This window comes from Actinomycetospora chiangmaiensis DSM 45062 (genome assembly GCF_000379625.1).
Taxonomy (GTDB): Bacteria; Actinomycetota; Actinomycetes; order Mycobacteriales; family Pseudonocardiaceae; genus Actinomycetospora; species Actinomycetospora chiangmaiensis.
In genome coordinates, this window is sequence record NZ_KB903247.1 from 215,158 (window position 1) to 231,561 (window position 16,404).

At 73.0% G+C, this 16,404-nt stretch carries 16 protein-coding genes; 7 read left to right on the forward strand and 9 right to left on the reverse strand.

Going from position 1 to position 16,404, the window contains the following annotated elements:
- Positions 1-4: 4 nt before the first annotated feature.
- The 6 genes from A3CO_RS0127870 to A3CO_RS0127895 all read right to left on the reverse strand — a co-directional run bounded on the left by A3CO_RS0127870 (position 5) and on the right by A3CO_RS0127895 (position 8,633).
- A complete protein-coding gene (locus A3CO_RS0127870; RefSeq protein WP_018335550.1) occupies positions 5-751 on the reverse strand; it encodes an enoyl-CoA hydratase/isomerase family protein in 747 nt (248 codons plus the stop codon).
- Positions 748-2,262, reverse strand: coding sequence for a class I adenylate-forming enzyme family protein (locus A3CO_RS0127875; RefSeq protein ID WP_018335551.1), 1,515 nt, complete (start codon positions 2,260-2,262; stop codon positions 748-750). The genes A3CO_RS0127870 and A3CO_RS0127875 overlap by 4 nt, the downstream gene beginning before the upstream one ends.
- Positions 2,259-4,226, reverse strand: coding sequence for an ATP-binding protein (locus tag A3CO_RS0127880; protein ID WP_018335552.1), 1,968 nt, complete (start codon positions 4,224-4,226; stop codon positions 2,259-2,261). The genes A3CO_RS0127875 and A3CO_RS0127880 overlap by 4 nt, the downstream gene beginning before the upstream one ends.
- 65 nt (positions 4,227-4,291) lie before the next feature.
- Complete coding sequence (locus A3CO_RS0127885) at positions 4,292-5,890, reverse strand: acyl-CoA carboxylase subunit beta (protein WP_018335553.1); 1,599 nt, start codon at positions 5,888-5,890, stop codon at positions 4,292-4,294.
- Entirely contained in the window at positions 5,887-7,482 is a 1,596-nt protein-coding gene (locus tag A3CO_RS0127890; protein ID WP_018335554.1) for an AMP-binding protein, read from the reverse strand. The genes A3CO_RS0127885 and A3CO_RS0127890 overlap by 4 nt, the downstream gene beginning before the upstream one ends.
- Positions 7,482-8,633, reverse strand: coding sequence for an acyl-CoA dehydrogenase family protein (locus A3CO_RS0127895; protein ID WP_018335555.1), 1,152 nt, complete (start codon positions 8,631-8,633; stop codon positions 7,482-7,484). Before A3CO_RS0127895 ends, A3CO_RS0127890 begins: the two co-directional genes overlap by 1 nt.
- A gap of 147 nt (positions 8,634-8,780) precedes the next feature.
- Here A3CO_RS0127895 and A3CO_RS0127900 point away from each other — a divergent pair, with 147 nt between their 5' ends.
- The 3 genes from A3CO_RS0127900 to A3CO_RS0127910 all read left to right on the forward strand — a co-directional run bounded on the left by A3CO_RS0127900 (position 8,781) and on the right by A3CO_RS0127910 (position 12,148).
- Positions 8,781-9,386, forward strand: a complete 606-nt coding sequence (locus A3CO_RS0127900; protein WP_018335556.1) for a TetR/AcrR family transcriptional regulator — start codon at positions 8,781-8,783, stop codon at positions 9,384-9,386.
- An 81-nt stretch (positions 9,387-9,467) separates the two neighbouring features.
- Positions 9,468-11,132 carry an AMP-binding protein gene (locus A3CO_RS0127905; protein ID WP_018335557.1) on the forward strand — a complete coding sequence of 555 codons (1,665 nt, stop codon included), beginning with the start codon at positions 9,468-9,470 and terminating at the stop codon, positions 11,130-11,132.
- A 2-nt stretch (positions 11,133-11,134) separates the two neighbouring features.
- On the forward strand, positions 11,135-12,148 hold the full coding sequence (locus A3CO_RS0127910; protein ID WP_018335558.1) for an LLM class F420-dependent oxidoreductase: 1,014 nt from the start codon (positions 11,135-11,137) through the stop codon (positions 12,146-12,148).
- 70 nt (positions 12,149-12,218) lie between these two features.
- Here the strand turns inward: A3CO_RS0127910 and A3CO_RS0127915 are convergent, their stop codons facing one another.
- On the reverse strand, positions 12,219-12,839 hold the full coding sequence (locus A3CO_RS0127915) for a TetR/AcrR family transcriptional regulator (RefSeq protein ID WP_018335559.1): 621 nt from the start codon (positions 12,837-12,839) through the stop codon (positions 12,219-12,221).
- 100 nt (positions 12,840-12,939) lie between these two features.
- Here A3CO_RS0127915 and A3CO_RS0127920 point away from each other — a divergent pair, with 100 nt between their 5' ends.
- Positions 12,940-13,506 carry a hypothetical protein gene (locus A3CO_RS0127920; protein WP_018335560.1) on the forward strand — a complete coding sequence of 189 codons (567 nt, stop codon included), beginning with the start codon at positions 12,940-12,942 and terminating at the stop codon, positions 13,504-13,506.
- Between the two features lie 8 nt (positions 13,507-13,514).
- Here A3CO_RS0127920 and A3CO_RS0127925 read toward each other — a convergent pair whose 3' ends face one another.
- On the reverse strand, positions 13,515-14,438 hold the full coding sequence (locus A3CO_RS0127925; protein WP_018335561.1) for a phosphotransferase: 924 nt from the start codon (positions 14,436-14,438) through the stop codon (positions 13,515-13,517).
- A gap of 120 nt (positions 14,439-14,558) precedes the next feature.
- On the opposite strand from A3CO_RS0127925, the gene A3CO_RS34670 reads away from it, so the two are divergent.
- Positions 14,559-14,978: a DUF4262 domain-containing protein gene (locus A3CO_RS34670; RefSeq protein ID WP_018335562.1), complete on the forward strand. Its 420-nt coding sequence runs from the start codon at positions 14,559-14,561 to the stop codon at positions 14,976-14,978.
- Here the strand turns inward: A3CO_RS34670 and A3CO_RS0127935 are convergent.
- Complete coding sequence (locus A3CO_RS0127935) at positions 14,939-15,604, reverse strand: Dph6-related ATP pyrophosphatase (protein ID WP_211214584.1); 666 nt, start codon at positions 15,602-15,604, stop codon at positions 14,939-14,941. The genes A3CO_RS34670 and A3CO_RS0127935 overlap by 40 nt on opposite strands.
- A 103-nt stretch (positions 15,605-15,707) precedes the next feature.
- Between A3CO_RS0127935 and A3CO_RS0127940 the strand changes: the two genes are divergently transcribed.
- Complete coding sequence (locus A3CO_RS0127940) at positions 15,708-16,004, forward strand: WhiB family transcriptional regulator (protein ID WP_018335564.1); 297 nt, start codon at positions 15,708-15,710, stop codon at positions 16,002-16,004.
- Positions 16,005-16,048: 44 nt separating this feature from the next.
- Positions 16,049-16,282 carry a PASTA domain-containing protein gene (locus A3CO_RS0127945; protein WP_018335565.1) on the forward strand — a complete coding sequence of 78 codons (234 nt, stop codon included), beginning with the start codon at positions 16,049-16,051 and terminating at the stop codon, positions 16,280-16,282.
- Positions 16,283-16,404 lie beyond the last annotated feature (122 nt).

Below are 16,404 nucleotides of genomic sequence, written 5' to 3' on the forward strand. Positions count from 1 at the left end.
GGTGCTACCTCCCCGTCCAGACCGGCGTGCGCTTGTCGCGGAACGCCGCCGGTCCCTCCTGTGCGTCCGCCGACCGGTAGACCGGCGCCCAGATCTCCTCGGCCCGCTCCCAGACGTCGGGTCGCGAGAGGTAGGCCGTCGCCTTCCCCGCGCGCACCGAGAGCGGGGCGTTCGCGGCGATGCGCGACGCCAGCTCCTGCGTGTGTCGACGCAGGTCGGAGGCGGGAACGACGTGGTTCACCAGCCCCACCTCGCGCGCCCGCGTCGCGTCGAGCGGGTCGCCGGTCAGCAGGATCTCCAGCGCCACGCGCGGCGGGACCAGCCACGACAGCGGCGCCGCCCACGGCGACCCGCGGCCCACCTTCACCTCGCTCACCGCGAAGCGGGCGTGCTCGGCGGCGACCACGAGGTCGCACTGCTGGGCGAGCAGGAACCCACCGGCATAGGCGACGCCGTTGACCGCGGCGATCGTCGGCTTGGGCACGTTGATGTTCCGCCCGAACTGCGGCAGGAAGTCCGGCGGCGGGACCTCCAGCGAGGTCTCGGCCATCTCCTTGAGGTCGCCGCCCGCGCAGAACGCCTTCTCCCCGGCGCCGGTGAGCACGAGCACGGCCGCGTCGGGGTCGTCGACGAACCGTCGCGTGCCCTCCCACAGCCCGTCCCGGACCTCCTTCGACAGCGCGTTCCGCGCCTCCGGGCGGTCGATCGTCAACCAGGCGACGCCGTCGTCGACCTCGTACCGGACTGTCACGGGAACATCCTCCGCAGGTCGGGCCGGTTGAGCTTGCCGCTGCCCGTGCGGGGCAGCGCGTCGACGATCTCGATTCGCCGCGGACGGTGCATGCCCTGCAGGTCGGGGTGCTCGGCGCACCAGCGGTGCAGCGCCTCGACGGTGACGCCGTCGCGGCGCGGCACCACCACGGCCGTCACCTGCTCCACCCACCGCTCGTGCGCGGTGCCGATGACGGCGACCTCGGCCAGGTCGGGGTGGCCCGCGAGGTGTTCCTCGACCATCTGCGGGAACACGTTCTCCCCGCCGGAGACGATCATGTCGTCGATCCGGTCGACGTAGTACAGGTAGCCGTCGGCGTCGCAGGACATGAGGTCGCCGGTGCGGAACCAGCCGGTCCCGTCCTCGGACACAGGGAACTTCTCGGAGTCGGGCACGCCCCAGTACCCGGGGGTCACGGCGTCGCCGCGTACCCACAGCTCGCCGACGCCGGAGTCACCCGGCGCCAGGTCCGGTGACCCGTCCACCGGCACCAGGCGCGTCCGGACGATCTGGGACAGCGGTCGTCCCATCGAGTCCGGACGACGGGTCTCGCGGGCGGAGTAGGTGACCACGAGCCCGCTCTGCTCGGTCTGCCCGTAGATCTCCGTGCCCAGGATCCCGGTGCCCTTCTCGAGCCGCTCGATCGCCGCGGTCGGCGTCCGCGAACCGCCGAACATGCAGACGCGGAACGAGTCCAGCACGACCGGCTGATCCACCGTCCGGTTCCCGACGTCGATCATCATCGTGGAGATCAGCCCGCCGTAGCTCGGCCGCAACTCCTCCACCAGCTCCAGCCAGCGCACCACGTCCCAGCGCGGCATGAACGTGATCTGCCCGCCGCGCAGGAGCATCGGCAGGCTCGCGAGCTGCAGCCCGCCGACGTGGAACATCGGCATGCAGTTGAGGACGTGGTCGTCCCCGGACAGCTCGTAGACCTCGATCGCACCGTCGACCTGCGCGGCGATGTTCCGGTGGGTCTGCCGGACGCCCTTCGGCACCCCGGTCGACCCCGACGTGTACATCAACAGCGCGTCGTCGCCGTCCAGGCGCGGCACCACGCCGTCGAGCGGCTCCGCCCCGGCGACCGCCGTCGCGAACGACCCTGCGTCACCCGTCGTCAGGAAGACGGGGGTCTCCTCACCGAGCACCCGCTCGACGCGCTCGACGTCCTGCGCGGGCAGGACGACGAGCCGCACGCCGGAGTCCAGGAGCGCGTGGCGCAGCGGGGCGTCCGGGAACATGTAGTTCAGCGGAACCCCGACCGCGCCGGCCTGCCAGGCCCCGACGATCGCGACGAGGTATTCCAGGCAGTTCGGCGCGAGCACGGCGACGCGGTCGCCCTCGTTCACGCCGGTCGCCCGGAGGTAGCCGGCGAACCGTGCGGCCTGGTCGGCGAACTCCGCGTAGGGGATCTCGGTGGCGTCCAGCCGGAGCGCGACCTTCCCGGCGTGGTCGGCGGCAGCACGCCGCAGCAGGGTCGCGAGGTTCATGACGCTTCCCCCGTCGCTGCGCTCGCCTCGACGACCGCCAGCACCTGGCGCGTCTCCACCTGGTCACCCGCGCCGACGTGCAGTTCCGTCACCGTGCCGTCCACCGGCGCCGCGACCGTGTGCTCCATCTTCATCGCCTCCAGCACGACGAGGGCCGCTCCCGCGGCCACGGTGTCGCCGCTCGCCGCGAGCACCCGCACCACCGTCCCGGGCATCGGCGCGAGCAGGGACCCGGCGTGCGCGACGGCGTTCGGGTCGGCGAAGCGCGGGACGTCGTCGAAGGCGCTCGACCCGTCGGGACCGTCGACGAACGTCCGGCCCGCCGCGCGGTGGATCCGGTAGGTCCGGCGCACGCCGTCCTGCGTCAGCACGACCTCCGACGGGGTCGCCGACACCAGCCCGACGTCGAGCGGCTCGCCGTCGACCGCCACGCCGAGCCCGGAGCGGCGGAAGGAGTACGCGACCTCGAGCGTGCGGTCGCCCGCCGTGTACCCGACCGTCTGCGGCGGACCGCCGACGTTCCGCCATCCCGACGGCAGGTCGCGCAGCACCACCGCATCCGCGCGGTGCCGCGCCTGTGCCGCCAGGGCGGCCGCCACGGCCCGGACCCGCTCGCCGGCGGGCGCGCCCGGCGTCAGGAGCTCGGGGTGGCGGGGCAGGTAGCCGGTGTCGGTGCCGCCGGCGAGGAACTCCTCGTCGCGCAGGATGCCGACGAGCAGGTCGCGGTTGGTGGTGACGCCGTGGATGCCGGCCTGCGCGAGCGCGCGGGCCAGCGTGCGGGCGGCCTCGGTGCGGGTCGGGCCGTGGGCGATGACCTTGGCGAGCATCGGGTCGTAGTGCGGGCTCACGACGGAGCCGTCGGTCACCCCGGCGTCGATCCGGACGCCGGGCAGGGCCGGGACGTCGAAGCGGTGCAGCGTGCCGGTCGCGGGGAGGTAGCCGGCCGGGACGTCCTCGGCGTAGAGGCGGACCTCGATCGCGTGTCCGTCGATGTGCGCCCCGACGACCTCGGGCGGGAGCGGACGGCCCTCGGCGACCCGCAGCTGCAGCGCGACGAGGTCCAGGCCCGTGACCAGCTCCGTCACCGGGTGCTCGACCTGCAGGCGAGTGTTCACCTCGAGGAAGAAGAAGCTGCCGTCGCGGTCGAGGACGAATTCGACGGTGCCCGCGCCGGTGTAGCCGATGGCCTTGCCGGCGGCGACGGCGGCCGCACCGAGCTCGGCGCGCAGCGTCGCGTCGACCGCGGGGGAGGGGCTCTCCTCCACGATCTTCTGGTACCGCCGCTGGATGGAGCACTCACGCTCGAAGAGGTGCACGACCTCGCCGTGCGTGTCGCCCACGATCTGCACCTCGACGTGGCGCGGGTCCTCCACGTAGCGCTCGAGGAACACCGTCCCGTCGCCGAATGCGGACGCGGCCTCCCGGCGGGCGCCCTCGACGGCCTCGCGCAGGTCGGAGGCCCGACGGACGATCCGCATGCCACGCCCACCGCCCCCGAAGGCGGCCTTGACGAGGACCGGGAAGTCGAGGTCGGTCGGGAGCTCGGCGCCCTCGGGCAGGAACGCGCCCGGCAGCACGGGCACGCCGGCCGCGTCCATCATCGCCTTGGCCTCGAGCTTCGAGCCCATCGAGGCGATGGCGTCGGGCGTCGGACCGACGAACGTCAACCCGGCGGCAGCGCAGTCCCGGGCGAACCCGGCGTTCTCGGAGAGGAAGCCGTAGCCGGGGTGCACGGCATCGGCGCCGGTGGCCCGGGCCGCCGCGACGACGAGGTCGGAGCGCAGGTAGGTCTCGGCCGGCGACGCGCCCGGCAGCCGCACCGCCTCGTCGGCGAGGGCGACGAACGGGGCGTCGGCGTCCGGGTCGGAGTACACGGCGACGGTGTCGATGCCCAGCGCCTGCGCGGTGCGCATGACGCGGGCGGCGATCTCGCCACGGTTCGCGACGAGCAGCTTCGTGATCATCGGGAGGTGCCTCCGGCCTGTGAGTACTTTTCCGTGCCAGGGGACGGATTAATGCTCACGGGTGCTCACATCCGGAACGTGCCGTAGCCGCGACGGCCCTGCACGGGGTTCGAGTGGACGGCCGAGAGCGACAGGCCGAGCACGGTGCGGGTGTCCCGGGGGTCGACGATCCCGTCGTCGTAGAGCTTCCCGGAGATGAAGAAGCTGTGGGACTCGGCCTCGATCTGCGCCTCGATCGCCCGGGTGCGGGCGGCGTCGGCCTCCTCGTCGAACGGCTTTCCCTGCGACTGGGCCGACGCCCGGCCGACGATCGACATGACGCCCGCGAGCTGGGCCGCGCCCATGACCGCGAGCTTCGCGCCGGGCCAGGCGAACATCAGCCGCGGGTCGTAGGCCCGGCCCGACATGCCGTAGTTCCCGGCCCCGAACGACGACGCCATGTTGATCGTCAGGTGCGGCACCGCGCTGTTGGTGACGGCGTTGATCATCTTGGCGCCGTCCTTGATGATCCCGCCCTGCTCGTAGTCGGTGCCGACCATGTAGCCCGTGGTGTTCTGCAGGAAGACCAGCGGGGTGTCGGTCTGGTTGGCCAGCTGGATGAACTCGCTGGCCTTCTTCGCCTCCTCGGAGAACAGCACGCCGCGGTGGTTCGCGAGGACCCCGACCGGATAGCCGTGGATGCTCGCCCACCCGGTCACCAGCGAGGTGCCGTAGAGCGGCTTGTACTCGTCGAACTCCGAGCCGTCGACGGTGCGGGCGAGCACCTCGCGCGGGTCGAAGGGCACCTTCGGGTCGGGCGGCAGGAGGCCGAGGATCTCCTCCGGGTCGTAGCGCGGCGGCGCCACGTTCGCGGACGGAGCCGGCCCGAGCTTGCGCCAGTGGAACCGCGACACGATCTCGCGGCCGAGCCGGATCGCGTCGCGCTCGTCGGTCGCGAAGTAGTCCGAGAGGCCCGAGACGCGCGAGTGCATCTCCGCCCCGCCGAGCGCCTCGTCGTCCGCGGTCTCGCCGGTCGCCATCTTCACCAGCGGCGGGCCGCCGAGGAACACCTTCGCGGCGCGGTCGACGAGCACGGCGTAGTCGCACATGCCGGGCACGTACGCGCCGCCGGCGGTCGAGTTGCCGAACACGAGCGCGACCGTCGGGATCGCCATGGACGACAGCTCGGTCAGCTCGTGGAAGATGCGCCCCGCCGGCACGAACAGCTCGGCCTGCGTCGGCAGATCCGCCCCGCCCGACTCCACGAGGTTGATCACCGGCAGCCGGTTGAGCCGCGCGATCTCCAGCGACCGGAGCGTCTTCCGCAGCGAGTACGGGTTCATCGCACCGCCGCGGACCGTCGGGTCGTGCCCGATGACCACGCACTCGACGCCCGACACGACGCCGATCCCGGTGAGGATCGACGCGCCGACCGTGAACTCCGTGCCCCACGCCGCGAGCGGCGAGAGCTCCAGGAACGGCGAGTCCGGGTCGAGCAGCAGCGCGAGCCGCTCGCGCACCGGCAGTTTCCCGCGGTCGCGGTGCCGCTGGGTGTACCGCTCGCCGCCGCCCGCGACGGCGAGCTCGAGCTGCTCGTCGAGCTGCGCGATCACCTCGAGCTGCTGCTTGCGGTTCGAGGCGAAGGTTTCCGACGACGGGTCGAGCAGGCTGGTCAGCACGCTCACCCGCGGCCTCCGTAGTGCATCGCGTGGGTCTCCCGGACGACGTTCTTCTGGATCTTGCCGGTCGAGGTACGGGGGAGCTCATGCTCGACGATCACGGCCTTCGGCACCTTGTAGCCGTCGAGCCGGTCCTTGAGGGCGGCCGTGAGCTTCTCCGCGTCGATCGTCGCGCCCGGCTTCGGCACGACGACGGCGGTGATCGCCTCGCTCCACCGCTGGTGCGGCAGCCCGACGACCACCACCTCGGCGACGTCGGGCTCGGCGTCGTACACCGCCCGCTCCACCTCGAGCGACGCCACGTTCTCGCCGCCGGTCTTGATGACGTCCTTGGTGCGGTCGGCGAACCAGAGCACGCCGTCGTCGCCGAGGCGCCCGACGTCGCCGGAGTGGAACCAGCCGTGCGCGAACGCCGTGGCGGTGGCGGCCTCGTCGTGCAGGTAGCCCTGCATCGTCGAGGGCCCGCGGTAGACGATCTCGCCCTGCTCCCCGCGCGGCAGCAGCTCGCCGTCCGGACCCATGATCGCGACCTGCACCCCCGTCAAGGGGGTGCCGACCGCCCCGACGTGGGTGAGCTGGTGCTCCGGGCGGAAGAGCGTGGTGATCGGCGACATCTCGGTCTGGCCGAACAGCAGCGCGAAGTCGCAGCGGAACCCGTCGAGGCAGGCCTTGATCTGCGCCTCGGGCATCGGGGCCATGGCATAGACCGCGCGCTGCAGCGAGCTCAGGTCGCGGCCGGCGAAGGACGGGTGGTCCAGCGCCGCGCGGTACATCATCGGCAGCCCGAAGACCTGGGTGATGCGTTCGGACTCGACGGTGTCGAGGAAACGCTGGGGGTCGAAGCCGCGGTGCACGTGGATCGTCGCGCCGACCACGACGGCGGGCGTGCAGAACGCGTTGAGCTGCGCGGTGTGGAACATCGGCATCATCGCCAGGAACCGGTCGCCGGCGTTCCAGCCCGAGTCGAGCGCCGCGGACATCGACTCGAGGTGGATGCCGAGGTGCGTGCCCACCACGCCCTTGGGGAACGACGTCGTGCCCGAGGTGTAGAGGTAGGAGAGCGCCGCACGGTCGTGGATCAGCACCTCGACCGGTGACGCGTCGTCGGCCTCCAGGTCGGCCAGCGTCAGCCGTGTGCCGCCGCTGACGTCCGACGTCAGCAGGTCGCCACGCTCGATGCCCGGGGCCACGAACACGTCCGCCACCGACGGGACCTTCCCGACGGCGGCCGTGATCGGCTCGAGCAGCTGGCTCTCGACGACGATCCCGCGGGCCTGCGAGTGCCCGAGCACATAGGCGACCTCGTCGGGGCGCCAGCCCAAGTTGATCGGCACGCACACGACGCCGGTCTTCGCGCAGGCGTAGTAGACGGCGAGGAACTCGGCGCTGTTGCCGGCGGCGAGCGCGAGGGCGTCTCCCACCGCGTAGCCACGTGCGAGGAGCCCGTGCGCGAGCCGGTTCACCCACGCGTCGAACTCGGTGTAGGTCCACCGCCGGTCGCCGTCCACGACGGCGAGCTGCGTGGGCCGGGCGAAGGCGCTGCGGGTCAGCGCGTCGCCGACGTTGATGCGCTGGACGAGGTTCTGGCCGAGGTCCATCAGTACGACCTCGGCAGACCCAGGGTCGTCTGCGCGACGAAGTTCAGCACCATCTCCCGGTTGACCGGCGCGATCCGCAGCAGGCGGGCCAGCCCCCAGTAGGGGAGCAGCCCGAACTCCTGGGAGACCCCGTTGCCGCCGTGGGTCTGCATCGCGGCGTCGCACGCGGCGAGGGCGGCCTCGGCGGCGGCGTACTTGGCCATGTTCGACGCCTCGCCGGCCGGGAGGCCGCGGTCGTGCAGCCAGGCCGCCTTCTGCGTCATGAGCGCGGCGAGCTCGATCTCGATCTTGGCCTTGGCGAGCGGGTGCGACACGCCCTGGTGCGTGCCGATGGGTCGGCCCCACACCTCGCGCTCGGTGGCATACCGGGTGGCCTTCGCCAGGGCGTAGCGGGCGATCCCGACGCACAGCGCGGCACCCGTGATCCGCTCCGGGTTGAGGCCGTGGAAGACCTGCCGGAACCCCTGGTTCTCGTCGCCGACCAGCGCGGACGCGGGCACCCGCACGTCGTCGAACCGGAGCGTGAACTGCTTCTCCGGCAGCAGCACGTCCACAGGCAGCGGCACCTTCTGCAGGCCCTCGGCGTCGGTGGGGACGAGGAACAGCGAGAGTTGGGCCCGGCCGCGCTCGTCGGTCCCGGTGCGCGCCACGAGCAGCAGCGCCTCGGCCTCGTCGACCCCGGAGATGTAGTACTTCTCGCCGCGGATCACCCACTCGTCGCCCTCGCGACGGGCATGGGTGGAGAGCTGGTGGGTGTTCGAGCCGGCGCCCGGCTCGGTGATCGCGAAGACGACCTTCTCCCGGCCCGACGCGAGCCCCGGCAGCCACTCCTTGCGCTGCTCCTCGGTGCCGTACTCGGCGATCACCGCCGCCGAGATCGCGTGCGTGACGAGGAGCAGCAGCATCGGTGCCCCCGCCGCCGCGGTCTCCTCGCAGACCAGCGCCAGCTCGACGAGCCCGCCGCCCCCGCCGCCGTACGCCTCGGGCACGGAGACGCCGACGTACCCGGCGTCGCCGAGGGCGTGCCACAGCTCGGTGCACTCGGCGCCGCGCCGGGCGTGGTCGACGTAGTAGTCGCCCCCGTACGGTGCCGACACCTTCGCGACGGCGGCCCGGAGGTCGCGGTGCTCGTCGGTCTCCACGAAGTCCACGCCGACTCCTCGGTCCTGCGTTGTGACTGGCCGTTCACTCGCGGCGTACCGTAGCGTCCCGGACGGCGGGCCGGAAGGTGCCTGCGGCACGTGAGCACTTTCCGTGCCGATAGCCCCGGAAAGTGCTCACGAGCACCGGAGGTGCACATGGAGCTCGCGGAGGTGGCGGACGGGACCCGCACCCGCCGTCGTCGTGACCCCGCGCGCAAGGACCGCATCTTGACCGCGGCCGCGGAGCTGGTCGCCCGGCACGGCTACCACGCGGTCGGCATGGCCGACATCGGTGCGGCCGCGGGCATCGTCGGGTCGGGCATCTACCGGCACTTCGGCTCGAAGTCGGCGCTGCTCTCCGCGCTGCTCGAGCAGCTCATGGACGAGATGCAGCGGACGGCGGCCGAGGTGGTCGCCGAGGCGGCCGACGACCGGGACGCTCTGGAGCGGCTGGTCGTGAACCACGTGCGGTTCGCCATCGAGGACCGTCGCCTGCTGCAGGTGTACTACCGCGAGGCCCACCACCTGCCCGAGGAGGACCTCCGACGGCTGCGCCGTGCGCAGCGGCACTACATCGAGGAGTGGGTGATCGTGCTGGCCCCGCTGCGGCGCGAGCTCTCCGACGCGGAGCTGCGCGTCGTGGTGCACGGGGCGCTGGGCACGACGCAGGCCGTGCTGTTCCACCACAGCGGACTCCCCGCCGACCGGCTCGCCGCGATGCTGGGCGGGATGGCGCGCAGCGTGCTCGGCCTCGACGAGTGAACCGCCGATAACTCGGGGCTTGCGTTCCGAGCGGCCCCCTGGGAATGCTGCACGTCACATCGCCGCGGCAGGGAGGCCCGTGTGGACCTGGACGCCATCACGTTCGACGTCACGACGCTCCGGGGCCGACGCGCGGTGCACCGGTGGGAGCGCACGTCGGTCGGTGACGTCCTCGAGCGCCTCACCTGGAGCTACCCCGACCAGGTCGCGATCGTCGGCCGCCCCGGCGCCTACGCCGACGAGCGCTTCGCCGCCGTGACCTACCGCGACGCCGACCGCACCGCGAACCGGGTGGCGAACGCCCTGATCGCCCGGGGGCTCGAGCCCGGTGCGCGGGTGCTGCTGTTCTGCGAGAACTCCGTCGAGGCCTACCTCGCGAAGATCGGGATCGCCAAGGCCGGCCTCGTCGCGATACCGCTCAACCCGAATCTCGCCCCCGACGTCGTCGAGCACCTCATCGCCCACGCCGAGCCCGGGTTCGCGATCGTCGACGCCGAGACCTTCCCGCGCGCGGCCCGCGCCTTCGAGGCGGCCGGCCTCGCGCCCGGCGTGACCATCCGGATCGGCGGCGGGCCGGTCGAGGGCAGCCAGGACTTCACCGCCTTCGTCGACGCGGCCCCCGACACCGAGCCCGACGTCGAGATTCACGGCGACGACATCTGGGAGATGCTTTTCACCTCGGGCACCACCGCCATGCCCAAGGGCGTGATGATCTCCCACTCGGCCAGCTACTACGCGGCGCTGAACTTCGCGCTGTCGCTCACGCGGGGCACCGGGCTTGAGAACGAGGTCCGCGTCGGCACCTTCCTGCCGATGATCTACCACGTGGGCGAGCTGATCTTCGCGCTCGGCGCGTTCGTCGCCGGGGGCACGCTCGTGCTGGGGCGTCGTCCGATCCCGGCCGACGTGGCGGCGGCCGTCGCCGAGGACCGGATCACCGCGCTGTGGGCGGGCTCGCCGCAGTTCGTCACGGCGCTGACCAAGGAGTTCGAGGGGCTTGACGTGTCGTGCCTCGACGTCCTGGTCTACGGCTGGGGGGCGCTGCCGCCGGAGGTCTACGACCGGCTGATGCAGCAGGCCGGCGACCCCGTCGTCCTCGGTATCTTCGGCCAGACCGAGGCGATCGCCTGCTACCGCTTCTGGCCCCGTCGCTGGGCGGAGACCTACGCGGCCACGGCCCCCGTCGTGAACTACGTCGGACTGCCGAGCCCGCTGCTCGCCTCCGACGTGTTCGACGACGACGGGGTCTCGCTGCGGGACCGTCCGGGCGTGCCGGGGGAGGTGGTCTACCGGACGCCGACCGTCACTGCCGGCTACTACCGGAACGAGGAGGCCACCCGCGAGGCCTTCCGCACCGGCTGGTTCCACTCCGGCGACAGCGCCGCTTTCGACGACGACGGCCTGCGCGTGGTGGTCGACCGGATCAAGGACATCGTCAAGACCGGCGGTGAGAACGTCTCGAGCCTTCGGGTCGAGGCCGCGCTCTATGCCCACCCGGCGGTCGAGCGCGTGGCAGTGATCGGGCTCCCGCACGAGCGGTGGGGCGAGGCGGTGACGGCGGTCGTCGTCGTGCGCTCCGACGTGGCGGCCGAGGAGCTGATCGCGCACTGCCGCGAGCGGCTCGGCGGCTACGAGACGCCGAAGGCGGTCGTGTTCACCGACGAGCTGCCCGAGACCGTCGGCGGGAAGATCCTCAAGTACAAGCTCCGCGCGCGGTACGCCGACCTGTTCGCCGCGACGGTGTAGCCGTGCGGATCGGCGTCAACGTCGGGCACTTCGCGGGAGCGCCGCCGGCCGACCTCGCAGCGCGGCTGCGCGAGATCGACGAGCGTGGGTTCGCCTCCGTGTGGTTCGCCGAGGCGTACGGGTCCGACGTGTTCACGCCGCTCGGGTTCGCGGCGGCGCTGACGTCGCGGGTGCGTCTCGGGACCGCCGTGGCCCAGGTCCCCGCCCGGACCCCTGCGGCGACGGCGATGGCCGCGACGACCCTGGACCACCTGTCAGGCGGCCGCGTCGTACTTGGGGTCGGCGCGTCCGGGCCGCAGGTGTCGGAGGGCTGGCACGGCGTGCCCTACGCGCGGCCGCTCGCCCGGACCCGCGAGTACGTGTCGGTGGTGCGGCAGGTGCTGGCACGCGAGGCGCCGGTGCGCAACGACGGGGAGTTCTTCCCGCTGCCGTCGCCCGGCTCCGAGCTGGGCAAACCGCTGCGCTCGTCCCTGCACCCGTACCGGCCGTCGCTGCCGGTGGTGCTCGGCGCGGAGGGCCCGCGCAACGTCGCGCTCTCCGCCGAGATCGCCGACGGCTGGCTCGCGATGTTCTTCGCGCCGGCGTTCGACGACTCGTACCGCGCCTCCCTCGACGAGGGCTTCGCCCGCCGGGGTGGCCGGCCGGAGGGCTTCGAGGTGATCGCGACCGTGCCGGTCGTCATCGACGACGACGTCGAGCGCGCCGCCGACCGGCTCCGCCCCGAACTCGCGCTCTACATGGGCGGCATGGGCGCGCGCGGCGCGAACTTCCACCACGACGTCTTCGTCCGCATGGGCTACGGCGGCGTCGCCGAGCAGGTGCAGGCGCTCTACCTCGACCGCCGCAAGGACGAGGCCGCCTCGGCCATCCCGACGGAGCTGGTCGAGCAGGTCTCGCTGATCGGCCCGCTCGCCAAGGTGCGGCGGGACCTGGACCGGTGGGAGTCGACGGTCGTCGACGAGATCGCCGTCCAGGGCCTGCCCGACGATCTCGCGGCGGTGGCGCGCCTGCTGTAGGTGTGCACCCTCCGGGTGCAAGCAATGCGTCACTGCTTGCACCCAGTGCCAGGTTTCCCTGCACCGTCGATCAGACCGGCAGGTGCGGCAGGCTCCCCGGGACGTGGACGACGGTGATCAGGCCCTCGACCCCGCGCCGGAAGGTCTCCCCGACGTCCTCGGTGTCGTCGATCGCCGCCGCGCTCATCGCGCCGTCGCGCAGCATCAGGAAGTGCCGCGCGGCGCGGTCGGGGCGGGCGCTCGGCCCCTCGTTGCGGTAGACCTCGGCGAAGAGGTCGCGGACGGCCCCGACGAACCAGGCGCGATGGCCGGCGACCTCGCGGTGCACCGCATCGTCGGGGTCGGGGAACTCGGCGGCCGCCCGGAGGAACGCGCACCCCCGGAACTCCGGCCGGACCAGGTCGTCGCCGATCGTGCCCGCGATCGTCCGCAGGGCGTCGGCGGCCGAGGCGGCGTCGCCGGTCGCCTCCCGCACGGCCGCCCGGACCTGGGCGTCCACCCCGCGGAGGTAGGCGAGGACCAGGTCCTCCTTCGACGGGAAGTGCCGGTAGAAGGTCGCCCGGGTCACCCGCGCCTCGGACACCAGCCGGTCGACGCCGACCGCGCGGATCCCCTCGCCGTAGAAGAGCTGCCCGGCGGTGGCGAGCAGGCGCTCACGGGCCTCGGAGCGTGTCGGGTCGGTCGACGGCACGAGCGCACGCTAGCAGAAAGAACGATCGGTCTTGTGTTCGTGACCGGAAAGGTGCAGGGTCGACAGCAGAAAGAATGGTCGTTCTGCCTAAGGAGTCACCATGTCGACCACGACCCCCGTGTCCACCGCGCCGCCCGCGTCGACCGGCCGGGAGCAGGTCCCGCTCCTGCTCGCCCGGGTCCTGTTCGCGCTGGCCTGGGCGGCGGTGGTGGCCCTCGTCGCGCCCGGGATCGGGTGGGGCGCGGCGATCCTGCTGGCCCTCTATCCGCTCGGGGACGTCGTGCTCGTGGTCCTGGACGCGCGGCGGTCGGGGTCGACGGCGCGCGCCGGGCTGGCGGTGAACGCGGCGCTCAGCGCGGTCGCCGCCGTGGCTCTCGCGGCGGCCGCGACGCAGGACGTGCCGAGCGTGCTGCGGGTATGGGGCGTTTGGGCCGTCGTCGCGGGTCTGGGGCAGCTCGTCGTCGCGCTGTCCCGACGACTGGTGCGCCGCGGCCAGTGGCCGTTGGTGGCGAGTGGCGGGTTGTCCTGCGCGGTCGGGGTCGCCTTCGTCGTCATGGCCGCCGGTCCGGCTCCCGCGCTGACGCCGCTGGCCGGGTACGCGTTGGCCGGCGCCGTGTTCGCCCTCGTCGGGCTGGTCCGGATGCGGAGTTCCTCGACGGCCGCCTGAGGGGTCGGTCAGGCGCCCGCGCGTCGCAGGCGCTCGGCCGCCTGGTCGGCGAGGGCGGTCCCGGCGACCGGCGGGTCGCCGTGCAGTGCCTCCCACCGGGCGTTGTGGGCGGCCGGCCAGAGGCTCGCCGCCCAGGCGACCTCGCGCTCCTCGGCGGTGAAGGCCCGTCGTCGGGATGCCTCGTAGGTGTCGAGGAACGCCTCGGAGCTCGCGAGGGGCGCCAGCGTGGGTGGCCCGACGCAACGGGGGAAGGTCCCGCTCGCCGCGCCGACCAGGGCGGCCTCGGGCTGGTGGGCGAGGCTGTCCCAGTCGTGGACCGCCCAGATCGCGTCGCCGTGCCAGCGGAGGTTCTGCGCCTCGTAGTCCGCGTGGCCGAGGACCCGGGGGAGGGCGGCGGCACGGAGCCGGTCGCGGGCCCGGAAGGCCGTCGCGGTGACGAGGTCCGGCACGCGGTCCTGGTCCAGCGCGTCGAGGGTCGCGACGGCTGGCCACAGGCCCGGCCCGCGGTGGTCCCACGCGACCCATCTCGGACTCGCCGGCGGTAGGGCGACGTCGACGAGCTCGAGCTCGGTGACGATCCGCGCGAAGACGACCGCGTACCGCGCGGCGACCGCGGGCGAGTCGCCGGGCAGCAGGTCCCCGCCGGGCCGGTGCTCCTCGGCGTGGACGGCGAGCGGGCCGACGCGGGTGACCCCGGTCAGCGGCCGGGCGCACGGGAAGCCCCGCGCCGCGAGACCGGCCTGGGCCGCGACGCCCGACGCCGCGCACCCGTCGTCGGGACGGGCCTTGAGCACCACCACGGTGCCGTCGTCGAGTACGACGCCCAGGACCACCGACATCTGGTCGAGCCGGAACGCGACGTCGACCGGCTCGGCGCCCAGGTGTCGGCGGCACCAACCCCGCGCCCACGGCGGGAGGTCGTCGAGCGGCACGGCGCCGAGCGTGCCACGGCGAGACTGTCGGACCCCTGGTGCACGCTTCGAACATGCGTTCGAGGAGTGGAGGCTCCGGTGTGTGGTTCGTGCGAGTCGGCGTTGCGGCGGACGAGGGACGTGATCGAGCGGTACGGCTGGGCGGTCGTGCAGGTGGACGCCGTCCGGAGCCGTCCCGCCTGGGCCTACACGGCCGGTCTCGTGCAGCACGGCCTGCCCGAGTTCGTGGTGACGGGGCTGGCGCCGGACCGGGCGGGGGAGCTCCTGAACGACACGGCGCACGGGGTGCTCTGTCACGAGGAGAGCTGGGTGCCCGGGCAGCAGTTCCGGCTGGCCGACGACACCAGGGTGGAGGTCGTCGCGGTGGCCCGGCCCGACGTGCACCTGCGCACTGCCCGCGCGCTCTTTCCCGACCATCCGCTGCACGCACTGCAGCTCGTGTGGTCGGACGGACGTCGGCGCTGGCCGTGGAGCGCGCGGTTCGACGACCGGCGGGGCGGTCAGCCCGTGCTGGGCCCGCGCGGTCGCAGGGGGACGTAGCGGAAGCCGTCGCGGTCGTAGGGCTCGCCGGTCTCGACGTCGAGCGGATGGGCGAACCCCGGCCCGTCGGTGACGAAGGTGTGGAACTCGCCGTTCTCGCCGCACGGGTCGACGCCGGGCGGCAGGTCGCGCAGGAGTGCCTCGTCGAAGGGGCGCCCGGCGATCTCCGGTGGTGCCTGCGTCGGGTCGACGCACACGACCACCGCACGCAGACCGGCGGCGAGCATGTCGCGGGCGAGGGCGTCGGTCGTGCGCCCCCACAGCGGGAAGCGCGGGGTGAGCCCGGTGCCGGCGAGCGAGCGTTCGCGGTACGCGCGGATGTCGGCGAGGAAGAGGTCGCCGAAGACCAGCTCGTCGACGCCCGCGGCGCGCAGGTCGGCCAGCGCGGCGCCGATGCGCTGCTCGTAGATCTCGTTCGGGCAGAGCCAGGGCAGGTCGACGGTTCGCAGGGCCAGGCCGAGGGCATCCGCCTGGGCGTGGAGGCGGGCGACGGGCACCCGGCTCATCGCCACCACGCCGTCGGTGACGGTGGTGAGCAGGCCGCTGACCGCGAGGTGTGAGCGCACCTCGGCCAGTGCGAGCGCACCGTCCTTGCCGCACGACCAGCTCACGAATGCCCCCACCACACCTCCCACCGTAGGTCGGGCGAATTCTGTTCCGATGTGACGGTTCGGTGGTCTACCCCGGGGTAGTCTCGTGGTCTACGACGTCCTGTAGGAGGTACTCGTCGTGGCTGATGTCTCACGCCTGCCCGCGGCGCTCGTGGCCCACTGGGACTGGCAGCGGCACGCTGCGTGCCGTGACCTGAACCAGGAGATGTTCTTCCACCCCGACGGCGAACGCGACCCGTCCCGGAGCAGACGCGTCGCCGACGCCCGCGCGGTGTGTACACGATGTCCCGTGCTCGACGAGTGCCGCAGCTGGGCGCACGCCGTGCAGGAGCCGTACGGCATCTGGGGTGGCGAGAGCGAGGACGAGCGCCGGGCCGCGCTCCGTCGCGAGCGCTCGACCCACCCGGCCGCCTGATGCCGACCGATCCCACGTTGCCCGACCAGCCCGGGAGGCCATCCATGTCCGACGACACCGCCACCACGCCGTCCCGCCCCGCCGCCCGGGTGCCCGAGCTGACCGGGGTCCCGGTCTCCGAGGCGCACGACCGGGCGCTCGACGCCGGCCTGCTCGCGGTCCCCGAGAACGCCTTCCACACCGCGGCGGGCCGTGCTCACGTGGGTCGGCAGGACCCCGAGCCGGGCACGTCCGTGGAGACCGGCTCGATCGTCCGAATCTGGATCAGCTCGGACTGACGTTCACGGATGGGTGACCGAGAAACGGGGCGCGCGGTCGGTTGTGACGACCCCGCGTGACCGTTTCGTGACCCGTGGTGGCATCCTCCCGGCACCCGAGAGAAGGATCTCTCGACGTTCCG